The organism is Leucobacter faecis (assembly GCF_054456695.2).
Genome location: NZ_JBTJER020000001.1, coordinates 115,230 through 127,602 on the forward strand (window position 1 = coordinate 115,230; position 12,373 = coordinate 127,602).

The window sequence follows — 12,373 nt, forward strand, 5'->3', positions numbered from 1 at the left end:
GATTAAGACTCCTGATCTTCGATAGATTCAGCGACGGGCGCCTCAACCAGACGGCCCGCAACCGTGCTCATCTTCTGCGCGTTAGTGATGACCTCGCCCAGGCTCTCGAAGTATCGTGCGACAGCACCACGCTCCACCTTCAGCTGCGTCATGCGATCCTCGGCTGCCGCGAGCACCTTGGTGGCGCGCTCCTCGGCTGCGTGGAACGTGACCTGAGCACGGCGCTCGGCCTCGAGCACGATGGCCGCAGCATCAGTCTCGGCCTGAGCGCGTGTAGCGCGAGCGTCATGCGCTGCTTCGGTGGTGACGCGATCGTACTCAGCGCGAGCGGTGTCAAGCTGGTCTTGCAGCTCAGCCAGCTCAGCGGTTGCGGCCGCGATCTCGCGGCTCGACGCCTCCTGGGCCGCACGCTGCCTTGCAGCGAGGTCTTGCTCGAGCTCATCGCGCTGCTGCGCAGACGAGGTCGAGAATGCGAGGGTATCGGCGTCAATCTGCTCGCGCAACGCACGCGAATCGTCCTCTGCGCTCGCACGCAGTGTAGCCAGGTCACGCTCTTCGCCCTCGCGGTACGCCGCGAGTTCAGCCACCGTATCGGTACGCAACAGGTCGGTCTCTTCTGTCACGGCCGCGCGCTTCGCCGCCACCTCGCGTGCAAGTGCGTCTGACTGCTGCTCACGCTCGATGCGCAGCGTCTCGTCGTGCTGCGCGCGCGACGTGGCGATTTCGCGCTCGTGATCCTCGCGCTCCCGAGCCAGATCGGCGGCCAGCTTAGTGCGTTCGAGGTCAAGCTGCAGCTGCGATGATTCTTGCTCTACGGCGATGGATGCCGCAGCGGCCTCTCGCTCGGCCAGGTTATGCGCGGCAGCAGCCTCACGCTCATCATCAATGCGACGAGTGTGCGCGTCGAGTTGTGCGGCGATTCGCTCGTCGTGCACGACAGTCTCGTCATCAATGCGAGCTGTGTGCGCCGCAAGTTCGGTAGCGAGGGCGCGCTCCTGCTGGGCGCGCAGTGCCGCAAGTTCGTCCTCTTGTGCTGTCTTTTCTGCGGCGAGGTTCGAGCGCAACGCCTCAGACTCGCGAATCAGGCGATCCTGGTGCGCGGCGAGTTCTTCGCCAAGCTTCGAGTCGTGCGTCTCCCGCTCGGTGCCCAGCAGCTCACGTTGGGCGTCTCGCTCCTGCGCGAGCTGAGCATCATGGGTTGAACGCTCGTCGGCGAGTGTCGTACGAAGCTGCGCTGACTCTGACGCGATTGCCGCGTCGTGAGCTTCGCGCGCCACCGTCAGCTCGACCTGCTGTGTCTCGCGCTCGCTTTCAAGGCGAGCCGTGTGCTCTGCAGCCTCAGTCGAGATCGCTGAGTCGTGTTCGGTGCGTTCCCGCAGCAGCTGCGCGACGTGGTCAGCGAGCTCGGTGGCGAGCTTCGCCTGCTGGTCTTTCGCCGTCGCCTCGAGGGTGGCCTCTTGCTCGGCGCGCTCGGCGCTCAAAATCTTGTCGTGCGCCTCGCGCTCAGAGACAAGGGTCGAGTCGTGCGCCTCGCGCTCTGCAGAAAGCGTCGAGTCGTGCGCCTCACGCTCAGCGCTGATGCGCGCGTCGTGTGCACCGCGCTCCGAAGCGATCTTGGCATGGTGAGCTTCGAGCTCATTGCCGAGGCGCGCCTCGTGCGCGACGATCTGGCTGCGAATCCGATCCTCGTGATCGGTGCGCTCCTGCGCGATCGACGCCTCGTGCGCGTCGCGCTCGGCCGCCATGAGCGTATCGTGTGCTTCGCGTTCGGACGCAATGGTCTCGACGTGCTGCGCAAGCTCGGTCGCGAGCTGTGCATCGTGGTCAGAACGCTCGCGCTGCACCGTATTGCGGTGGGTCGTAAGCTCTGCATCGATAGCAGTCTCGTGTGCCTCGCGCTCGCGGGTGATCGCCGCTTCGTGTGCCGTACGTTCAGCCACGATGGTAGCTTCGTGCTCTTCGCGCTCGAGGCTCAGGGTCTCATCGTGTGTTTTACGCTCGGCCGTGAGCTCGGTGTGCTGGCGGTCACGCTCGGCCGTGAGGCGCGCGCTGTGCTCGGACGCGAGGCGTTCAATTTCTTCGGCGGCATGTGCATTCGCGCGCTCACGCTCGCGTTCGGCCTGCTGTGCAAGTGTCGCAGCCTCGGCGTGCGCCGCGTCTGCCTCCCGGATCAGGGCTGCCGACTGTGCAGTGAGCTCCTGCGCGATCCGGGCATCGTGCGCTGCGAGCTCGGTCTTAAGGCGGTCGCGCTGCGCCGACCGCTCAAGTGCGATCTCTGCTTCGTGATCGGTGCGCTCCTGCGCAATGAGCGCGCGCAGCGCTTCCATTTCGCTGGTGAGCTCGCGACGTTCGCTGTCTGCGCGCGCCTCAAGCTCGCGCGAGCGCTCGGTGTAACGCTCCTCGAGCTCGGCCTCTTCCCGCTGACGCTTCGCCGCAAACTCGGCGCGGGCACGCTCCGCCTCCTGTGTGAGACGCGCGCGCTCAAGCTCAGCCTCGCGCTCGCTCTCGGCGCGTTCACGCGTAAACGAGTCGGCACGGCGTTCAGTTTCTTCACGCAACTCATTGGCTGCCGACTGTGCGGTGCCGAGCAGCTCGGCGGCCGCTGCGCGAGCGGCCGCAAGTTCTGCTTCCGCCTCACGGTGCGCTGTTTCGCGCTCGGCGGTAGCCTCTCGGGTGGCAGAGCTCCGGGTAAGTTCAGCGTGGCGGTCCGCTTCTACGCGAAGCTGCTCGCGCTCTGAGTTGGCGTGTGCGGTCTGCTCGGCCAGGTCAGTGCGCGCGCCCGCAAGCAGGGTCTCCGCCTGTTCTGCGGCTGCGAGCAAGAGTTCGTCTGCGCGCTCCTGCGCCGATGCGAGTACGCGAGAAGCTTCGTCCTCCGAAGAGCGGCGCAACTTCTCCGCGTCGAGATCAGCCTGCGCCATGAGTCGCTGCGCGTGATCCTCTGCAACCTGCAGGCTCTTCTCGACGCGCAGGCCCAACCCTGAGTATCCGGTGGCACCCAGCTCGGCCACCTGATCTTGCAGGTCGGCGATAAGCTCGCGCTGCTCTTGCCCTACAGCGGCCGCCTGCTGGTGCGCGTGCTGCAGTGAGTCAAGGTGTGACTGCAGGGTAGAGATGTGGCCAGTTAGCGACCCGATCCGCTCATCGACCTCGTCGCGATTGTAACCGCGAAACGCAGGAGTGAACTGTTGGGAAGAGTCGGACACGGGGCCTCCGAATACCTAAAAACGGTTGCACCCCGTGTGGGTGGCCGTCGAGCGGGCATGTACCCGCATCATGATACTGGAATGACACTCCCAATGTCCGAGAATGAGACGCTGTGCGTCGCGGCGGGATTGTGCCCGGTCTGCGCTAATCCGGCCGCGCCGCATGGGAATCTCGGAAAGCTCGGGTAGCGTTGGACGGTACCGAATTTTCTGAGGCGAGGAGCATCTCGTGCGACACGTGCTTGCAATTGTGGCCCTGGTGGCCTCTGGGCTGCTGCTGCTGCTCGGAATCGGCCAGCGCACTTTCTTGGCGGGCCCCGCCGAAATCCGTTTTCCGATCGACACGCAGTCAGACACGGGATACGCCGTGATTGACGGCGCCGAGCTTGCAAAGGTGCCCGGTCAAGCGAACGTGGTGGTGAGTGGCGAGACGGCGTTTGTGGCCACCGGCGCGACGCGTGACGTGCAGGGATGGGTGGAGCCCTTCTCTCACGCTGAACTCACCGTCGCAGAAGCCTCGAAGACTCTTCAGACTGCGCTCATGGCCCCGGCAATCGTTGACGAAGCGGCGGGCGAAGAGGCTGTCGAAGCGCTCGACCCGCACGGCTCTGACCTGTGGCTTGAGGAGCGTTCGCTCGAAGCGGCTGGCGCGTCGAACGAGACGGACGTACTACGGGTTCCGGTCGCTCTAGACGCAGACGAGTCGGTCATCATCGCGTCCAACGGCGTCGATCCGGTGCCCGCAGATGTTGCGCTCGTGTGGGCACAAGACCGCAATACGCCGTGGGCAGGCCCGCTGCTTGCGGCGGGTGCGCTCTTCGCGCTCGTGGGCGGCGTACTGTATTTGCTCGCGATCGATCACGATCGCCGCGGGCTCGGGCCGCGCCGCGGCCGCAGGGGCCCGCTGCAGGGCCTGCGCAACTCATTCACCCGCCGGGGCAAGGACGCCACGCCCGACGTGCAAGCGGTCGCTCCGCCTGCGGGCGAGCAAACAGAGCGGAGCGCCGGATCCGGCACGAGCGCGCGCACCGCCATTGCGCGGCGAAGTGCTCTGCTGCCCGCGGTGGGTGTCACACTGGCGCTCGGCCTATCGGGGTGTTCAGCGAGTTACTGGCCCCAGTTTGATGAGCAGCCTGTGGCCGAGCAGCCAGCCGAGCAGCCAGACTCGGGGGTTGCGCCCGTGCCCGTGACTGATGCTCAGATGCAGCGGATCGTGAAGAGTGTGTCGGCCGATGCGACGGCGGCAGATGAAGCGCTTGACGCTGAGCTTCTCGAAAGCCGATTTACCGGTGATGCTCTCGCGCAGCGCGCGGCAAACTACACGATTCGGGCGGCCATGCCGGGGTACGAAGTGATTCCCCCGATCATCACTGACCAGGAGCTCGAGTACCGTCTCGTGCAGAGCACTGAGGGGTGGCCGCGCACAGTGTTTGTGACGGTTGAATCTAAGGCGGGCGATGGTTCCGAAGATGCTTCGCCCTCGCTCGCGTTGATTTTGCGCCAGGAGAGCCCGCACAGCAATTTCTTGGTGTCACGCGACATTGCCCTGCGCGGTGGCATCTCGATGCCGCAGGCGGCACCGGCTGAGGACGGCACTGCCGTGCTCGCTGATGACATTGAAACGCTCGTGCTCGCGCCGGGCAAGGTCGGTGACGCCTACGCCGCGATGCTGCAAGACGGCACCGAGACGAGCGAGGCAGAGCTGTTCGACCTCACCAATGACACCCTGCTCGAGAACTACGGCAAGACACGCGCCGCGAAAGCGCAGGCCGAGTCAGACGCAAAGGGACAGACGATGCAGTTCAGCGCGACCGCATCGCAGGGCGACGAGCGCATCACCGCACTGTCGACCGGAGCAGGCGGGGCGCTCGTCGCCACTACGGTGCTTGAGCAGCAGATCGTTGATTCTGCCGGCGGTCGCTACAAGCCGCAGGCGAAGGACGCAGTGACCGCGCTGTCGGGCCTCTCAGGTGAACAAGACCGACTGGTGCAGCAGGTGGCGCACCAGCTGCTCTTCTTTGTGCCGAGTAAAACCGACACGTCGAACACCAAGATTCAGCTGCTGGGCGTGACGAGTGAACTCGTCGGCGCCACGAACTAACTACACAAACTGGAGGATCACACGATGAGTAACCCGATGCCCGAGCGCATTCCCGGCGGTGGCGTCGACCTCAGCCATCTCGCAGCACGGCACCAAGCCCAGGCCCAGGCCCAGGCGCAGGCCCAGTCTCAGGCGGCGGCGAACGGTGACGGGTCTGCGCCTCAGCAGGGCGGGGCCTCATCGCAGGGCCAGACGGTCGATGTGCCGTCACTGGTGCTCGATGTCACCGATGCCACGTTTGAGCAGGTGGCGCAGCTCTCTGCCGTCGTGCCCGTGGTGATCGATCTGTGGGCCGAGTGGTGCCAGCCGTGCAAGACGCTGGGACCCATTCTCGAGAAGCTGGCACTCGAATTTGGTGGGCAGTTGCTGCTCGCCAAGGTCGACGTAGACGCCAACCCCGGCATCGCGCAGGCGTTTCAAGCCCAGAGCATTCCTACCGTCGTGGCTCTCGTGGGCGGGCGCCCCGTGCCGCTGTTCCAGGGGGCTATGCCCGAGGCACAGGTGCGCGAGGTGTTTGGGCAGCTGCTGCAGCTATCGGCGCAGCAGGGCGTTACCGGTCGCGTGAGCGCGCCCGACACACAGCAGTCGGTGCCGGGAGCAGAACCGGCGCCGCCCGCAGAACCGCAGATTCCTGAGGCGCACCGTGCTGCGGTCGAAGCGGGCGAGAACGGTGACTTCGCGACGGCTATCGCCGAGTGGGAGACCGTGCTGAAGAAGGCGCCCGCAGACGCCGAAGCACGCGCCGCACTCGTGCAAGTGAAGCTTCTGCATCGGCTCCAGGGGTACACCATTGACGAGATTCGCACGGCGGCGGGTCAGCACCCGAACGACGTCGAAGCGCAGCTGCGCGTCGCAGATCTCGACGTGTCGGGCGGGCACATCGAGGATGGCTTTCTGCGGCTACTAGACATGTTTGCCGGTCAAGATGCAGACGGCCAGGCTCAGATTCGTGAGCGTCTCCTCGAACTCTTTGAAGTGGTTGGAGTCGCAGACCAGCGCGTCATTGCGGCGCGCGGGCAGCTCGCAAACCTGCTCTACTAGATGAACGCGCGCGCCTATCTCGATCACGCTGCCACCTCGCCCATGCCGGCCGAGGTGCGTGAAGCGTATCTCGACGCACTCACCGTGGTGGGTAACCCCGCCTCCACGCACCAGCACGGCCAGCACGCGAGCGAAATGCTCGAGACCGCGCGCGATCGTATCGCGGCGGCACTGGGCTGCGACCGCGCCGAGACCATCCTCACTGGCGGCGGCACCGAGGCCATTAACCTCGCGATCAAAGGCATGTACTGGGCGCGTCGTCGATCCGGATCAGGCCCTGCGGTGCTCGTCGCCGCGGGCGAGCACCATGCGACGTTCGAAGCAGCCCAGTGGCTCGAAGCGACTCAGGGCGCGAGTCTGGTGGAAGTGCCGATCGATGGGGCCGGGCGTATAACGCCCGAAACTCTCGCGTCCGTGATTGAACGCGTCGGGCCAGACCAGATCGCGCTCGCCACCCTCATGTGGGTCAATAACGAGGTGGGCACGGTGCAGCCGGTAGCTGAGCTGTGCCGGGTGGCCGCGCGCTACAGCGTGCCGGTGCACGTTGACGCTGTCGCGGCCCTCGGGCAAGAACGCATCGGCTTTGCTGAGACGGGCGCGGCGGCGCTCAGTGTTTCGGCTCACAAGATCGGGGGCCCGGTGGGCGTTGGCGCCCTCGTGCTGGGGCGCCGCACCGCGGCCGACCCGCTGTTACACGGAGGCACGCAGCAGCGGGCGCGATCCGGATCACAGGATGTGGCCGGCGCCGTCGCGTTCGCGGCCGCGCTCGACCTTGCGGTCGAGGACGACGGCACGCCGCGCCTGGGCCGCGTCGCGCGCACCCGTTTGCTGCGCGACAGGCTCGTGGCGGGCGTGAGAGCGGTCGCTCCCGACGCCGTGATGCGTGGGCCCGAGGGAGAGGGGCGGGTCGCGGGCAACGCCCACTTCACCTTTGCGGGCTGTCAGGGGGACTCGCTCGTGTTCTTGCTCGACGCGGCAGGCGTGTCTGTTTCGGTGGGGTCAGCGTGCCAGGCGGGAGTGCACGAGATCTCACACGTGCTGCTCGCGATGGGTGTGCCAGAGGCTGAAGCCGCAGGTGCCCTGCGGTTTACGTTGGGCCCCGGCACGAGCGACGCCGAGGTTGACGCGCTCCTTGCCGCGCTGCCGGCCGCGATCGACCGGGCGCGTGTCGCGGGGCTTTCGTAGGCGGTGCTTTCGTGAGCGCAGCTTACGTGAGCGCGGCCATCGCAGAGTCGTGCCTGCGCAGTTAGCGCACACGCGTCGGGTACTTACACAGCAGCCGGGCGAGTAGACTGTTCTGATGAAAATCTTGGCGGCGATGAGCGGCGGCGTTGACTCCGCAGTGGCGGCGGCACGTGCCGTCGAAGCGGGGCACGAAGTGGTCGGAGTGCACCTTGCGCTCAGTCGCATGCCGGGCACGATCCGTACCGGATCCCGCGGCTGTTGCACGGTCGAGGACGCGATGGATGCACGGCGCGCCGCGAACCTGCTCGAGATTCCCTTCTACGTGTGGGACCTGAGCGAGCGGTTTAAGGAAGACGTTGTTGACGACTTTATTGCCGAGTACGCCGCGGGGCGTACACCCAACCCGTGCATGCGATGCAACGAGAAGATTAAGTTCGAAGCGCTGCTTGACAAGGCCATCGCGCTCGGCTTTGACGCGGTGGCGACGGGCCACTATGCCACACTCGAAGCCGGGCCCAGCGGCCCGCAGCTGCATCGCGCGAGCGCATGGGCAAAGGATCAGTCGTACGTCCTGGGCGTGCTCACCGAGAAACAGCTCGCGCACTGCTACTTTCCGCTCGGGGATACGCCATCAAAGCAGTTGATTCGGGCTGAGGCAGCCGAGCGCGGGCTGCAGGTGGCCCAGAAGCCCGACAGCCACGACATCTGTTTCATTCCCGACGGTGACACTCGCGGTTGGCTTTCAGACCACGTCGAGCGCACTCCAGGTGACATCGTCGACGCCGCGGGCGAGATCGTCGGGCAGCATGATGGTGCTCACGGGTACACGGTGGGCCAGCGGCGGGGGCTTGCGATTGGGCGCCCCGCCCCCGACGGTAAACCGCGTTTTGTGCTCTCGATTCGGCCCGTCTCAAACCAGGTAGTGGTCGGTCCCAAGGAGAGCCTCGCCATTTCGCGCATCGCGGGCGGGCGCTATAGCTGGGCCGGGGAGCCCGGCTTTGATGTGACCGAGACGTTTAAGTGCGAGGTGCAGATTCGCGCCCACGCCGACCCCGTGCCCGCGTTCGCGCGTCTCGCCCCCATCATTGAATCTGAGCGCACCGAACAGCATCGCGCGGGCGCTTCTCACGAGATTGTTGTCGACATCGACCTCGAACATGCCGAGCCGCTCATCGGGGTCGCCCCGGGGCAGACCGCGGTTGTCTACATTGGCACACGCGTGCTCGGGCAGTTCACGATCGACCGCGCGGTGCCAGCCGACGAAGCGGCGTCAAATATCGAAACAGGAGTGGTGCGTGACGCGCAGCCCACTGAGCGTTCGGTGGGTGACGCACAGCCTGTGCACTTCTAGAATTGAGGGGTGACGAACAACTCCCCGCAATTGCCCGCCGTTGACACCCTCGACTTTGCCGCCGCGCGCGTCGAAGCCGAACAGCTTTCGGTCGAGATAGAGCGGCTGCGCGTCGCCTACTACTCGCAGGGGTACGGCCTCGTGTCAGATGCCGAGTACGACGTTCTGTTTCACCGACTCGAAGCGATCGAGCACGCGTTCCCCGAGCTCGCGGGCCAAGACAGCCCGACGCGCGATGTCGGAGCGCAGATCGTGTCTGCCGGGTTTCCTGAGCACGAGCATGCCGAGCGCATGCTCAGCCTCGACAACGTGTTCTCGCTGGGTGAGTTTCACGAGTGGGCCGAAAAGACTCGCGCCGCCGCAGGACGTCGGGTGCGCTGGCTCAGCGAACTGAAGATTGACGGCCTGGCGATAAACCTGGCCTACCGCGACGGGGTGCTCGAGACCGCGACTACGCGCGGTGATGGTCGGGTGGGCGAAGACATCACCGAGAACATCGACATGATTCCGGCGATCCCGCGCGTGCTTACGGGGGAGGGGATCCCCTCGTTCTTTGAAGCGCGCGGGGAGGTGTTTTTGCGCGGTCAAGACTTCGCGTGGCTCAACACACGGCAGCACGAGCTGCAGGCAGAGTACGCCGAAGGCTTGCGGGCCCGGGGGCGCACAGCCGAGCAGATCCCGGTGAAGTACCCCGAATTTGCTAACGCGCGCAACACGGCAGCGGGCAGCCTGCGTCAGCGCTCAGACAACAAAAGCGAAGCCGAGCTTACCCTTATGCGCGAGCGTCTCGGGCGCCTCGCGCTCTACGTGCACGGGATTGGTGCGTGGTCGCACCCGCAGTTTGCCAATCAATCTGACGCCTACCGGCTGCTGGGCGAATGGGGCCTGCCCGTGTCGCCGCACTCGCGCGTGTTCGAAGACATGGCCGAGGTGGAGGCGTTTATCGCCGATCGTGGAGAGCACCGCCACGATGTTGAGCACGAGATCGACGGCATCGTGGTGAAGGTAGATGAACTGGCTCTGCACGCTGAGCTCGGTGAGACGAGCCGCGCACCGCGCTGGGCGATCGCGTACAAGTATCCGCCCGAAGAAGTGCACACGAAGCTGCTCGAGATTCGGGTGGGGGTGGGGCGCACAGGTAGGGCCACACCATACGCGGTGATGGCACCAGTGAAGGTCGCGGGATCTACCGTGAGCCAGGCCACGCTGCACAACCAGCAGGTGGTGAAAGCGAAGGGCGTGCTCATTGGAGACACGGTCGTGCTGCGCAAAGCGGGTGACGTGATTCCCGAGGTGCTCGGGGCCGTAATCGAGTTGCGGGACGGCTCTGAAACTGAGTGGCGCATGCCTGAAGGGTGCCCCGAGTGCGGGCATACGCTGCGCGCCATGAAAGAGGGCGATATCGATCTGCGCTGCCCGAACGCGCGAGCCTGCCCAGCGCAAGTGCGCGGCAGGGTCGAACACATTGGTTCGCGCGGTGCGCTCGACGTTGAGGTGCTCGGCGAGATTACGGCCGCCGCGCTCACCGGGCCAGAGGTGCCCGAGAAAGCGCCGCTGCAAACCGAAGCTGGCCTGTTCGATCTGACCATCGATGAGCTCGTGCCCATCGTGGTGATTGTGCGCGACACAGAGACGGGTGAACCCCGCATCGACGAGGCGACGGGCGACTTTGCGCGGCGTACTCCGTTTCAGAAACTCGGGCCCGCGACCTACCCGCCCGGTTGGGAAGACGCGACCGCGGCAGACCGCCGCGCAGCCGGCATCAAGAAGAACCACCGTGAGCTGCAACCAGCCAAGGACGCGTTCACGCTGCTCGCCGAGCTCGAGAAAGCGAAGACGAAACCGCTCTGGCGGCTGCTCGTGTCGCTCAATATTCGCCACGTAGGCCCGGTCGCGGCGCGAGCCCTTGCTGACTGGTTTGGCTCGCTTGCAGCTATTCGGGCGGCGTCGGTCGACGAGCTCGCCGAGGTCGAAGGCGTCGGCGGCATCATTGCCGAGTCGATGCAGGCCTGGTTTGAGGTCGATTGGCACGTCGAAATCGTTGATCGCTGGGCGGCCGCGGGAGTGCAGTGGGCGACGCCGGGGCACCCCGGGCCGGGGGCACAACTACCCGAGGGTGGTGTACTCGAGGGGCTCACGATCGTCGCAACGGGCACGCTCGAGGGCTTTACGCGCGACGGCGCTAAAGAAGCGATCATCCAAGCGGGCGGCAAAGCCGCCTCGGGGGTTTCGAAGAAAACTGACTATGTCGCGGCGGGGCCAGGGGCCGGATCAAAACTCGCGAAGGCCGAGGAGCTGGGAATCCCCGTGCTCGACGCCGCCCAGTTTGCCGTGCTCGTCACCCAGGGGCCCGGCGCACTCACGCTCGCGGGTGAGTAACTTATCCACAGATTGACACTTCAGACACCACATGTCGTTCTTTCTGGTTACCCTAGGGGGACTGGAACAGCGGTGAGGTGTGAAGGGGAGCACTGACATGACCGAGGCGACGCAGACACCGAATCGGGCGGGATGGGCGACGACCGACCCGCTGCTCACTGAGTACTACGACACCGAGTGGGGCGTGCCCGTGTCAAGCGAAGCTGGTGTGTTCGAGCGGCTCAGTCTCGAAGCGTTTCAGTCGGGCCTGTCGTGGCTCATCATTCTGCGCAAACGCGACGCGTTTCGCGCGGCGTTTCAAGGGTTTGAGCCCGAGATCGTGAGTCAATTTGGCGAGGCAGAAGTGGCCGAGTTGATGGAGAACCCCGGAATCGTACGAAACCGGCGCAAAATCGATGCCACCGTCTCGAACGCACAGGCGGTGCTGAGGCTGCACGAGCGCGGTACGACACTCGCAGAGCTTGTATGGTCGGCGATGCCCGAGCGATCGCCCGCGCCGATCACCGAATCGCAGGTGCCATCGCACTCGCCCGAGTCCGCGGCGCTCGCCCAAAGACTGAAACAGCAGGGATTCAAATTCGTCGGCCCGACCACCGCGTACGCGTTGATGGCTGCCCTCGGCATCGTCGACGCCCATCTCATCTCGAGCCACCGTCGAGGCTGTTCGGGGTTGTGGGAGCGTGACGGTTCAAGAACTCTGGCGGTTCGGCCCCCACAAAGCTGACAGCAGTAGGATGGTGGGGTTCACAGAACCCTTTCAGTTCCGACGTAACGATGGAGCAGCATGCCTGAAACGCCAGCGGGCGCGAGCAGCGAGATCACGGCCGAGGCCGTACAGCATCTCGCAGGCCTCGCCCGGATCGCCCTTTCTGACTCCGAGGTCGCCTCACTTTCGAGTGACCTCGGTTCGATCCTCACGAATATCGCAAAGGTGAGCGAGGTGGCCGGAGCAGACGTTCCCGCCACCAGCCACCCCATTCCGCTGAACAACGTGACTCGCGCAGACGAGATCACCGACCAGCTGACCCGTGAAGAGGCGCTCGCCAACGCGCCCGAGCAGACCGACGGCATGTTCCGGGTCTCCTCGATTCTGGGCGAAGAGCAGTAGGGAGA

Annotated in this window: 8 protein-coding genes; 7 read left to right on the forward strand and 1 reads right to left on the reverse strand. The window is 65.4% G+C overall.

Going from position 1 to position 12,373, the window contains the following annotated elements; all coding sequences use genetic code 11:
* Window positions 1-2 precede the first annotated feature (2 nt).
* Window positions 3-3,203 carry a hypothetical protein gene (locus ACXR2W_RS00535; RefSeq protein WP_458816558.1) on the reverse strand — a complete coding sequence of 1,067 codons (3,201 nt, stop codon included), beginning with the start codon at window positions 3,201-3,203 and terminating at the stop codon, window positions 3-5.
* A 229-nt stretch (window positions 3,204-3,432) separates the two neighbouring features.
* Between ACXR2W_RS00535 and ACXR2W_RS00540 the strand changes: the two genes are divergently transcribed.
* From ACXR2W_RS00540 to gatC, 7 genes are all read left to right on the forward strand, one after another.
* A complete protein-coding gene (locus ACXR2W_RS00540; protein ID WP_458816560.1) occupies window positions 3,433-5,304 on the forward strand; it encodes a DUF8094 domain-containing protein in 1,872 nt (623 codons plus the stop codon).
* Between the two features lie 24 nt (window positions 5,305-5,328).
* The gene (locus ACXR2W_RS00545) at window positions 5,329-6,345 is read left to right on the forward strand and encodes a tetratricopeptide repeat protein (RefSeq protein ID WP_458816562.1); all 1,017 of its coding nucleotides are present in this window, start codon (window positions 5,329-5,331) and stop codon (window positions 6,343-6,345) included.
* Complete coding sequence (locus ACXR2W_RS00550) at window positions 6,346-7,530, forward strand: cysteine desulfurase family protein (RefSeq protein WP_458816564.1); 1,185 nt, start codon at window positions 6,346-6,348, stop codon at window positions 7,528-7,530. It begins immediately after the preceding gene.
* Between the two features lie 115 nt (window positions 7,531-7,645).
* Window positions 7,646-8,881 (forward strand): tRNA 2-thiouridine(34) synthase MnmA, encoded by a 1,236-nt coding sequence (gene mnmA / locus ACXR2W_RS00555; protein ID WP_458816566.1) that lies wholly within the window; start codon window positions 7,646-7,648, stop codon window positions 8,879-8,881.
* A 9-nt stretch (window positions 8,882-8,890) separates the two neighbouring features.
* Entirely contained in the window at window positions 8,891-11,260 is a 2,370-nt protein-coding gene (gene ligA / locus ACXR2W_RS00560) for an NAD-dependent DNA ligase LigA (protein WP_458816568.1), read from the forward strand.
* 97 nt (window positions 11,261-11,357) lie between these two features.
* Window positions 11,358-11,984, forward strand: coding sequence for a DNA-3-methyladenine glycosylase I (locus ACXR2W_RS00565; RefSeq protein ID WP_458816570.1), 627 nt, complete (start codon window positions 11,358-11,360; stop codon window positions 11,982-11,984).
* 60 nt (window positions 11,985-12,044) lie between these two features.
* The gene (gene gatC, locus ACXR2W_RS00570; protein WP_458816572.1) at window positions 12,045-12,368 is read left to right on the forward strand and encodes an Asp-tRNA(Asn)/Glu-tRNA(Gln) amidotransferase subunit GatC; all 324 of its coding nucleotides are present in this window, start codon (window positions 12,045-12,047) and stop codon (window positions 12,366-12,368) included.
* The last annotated feature ends 5 nt before the right edge of the window (window positions 12,369-12,373 follow it).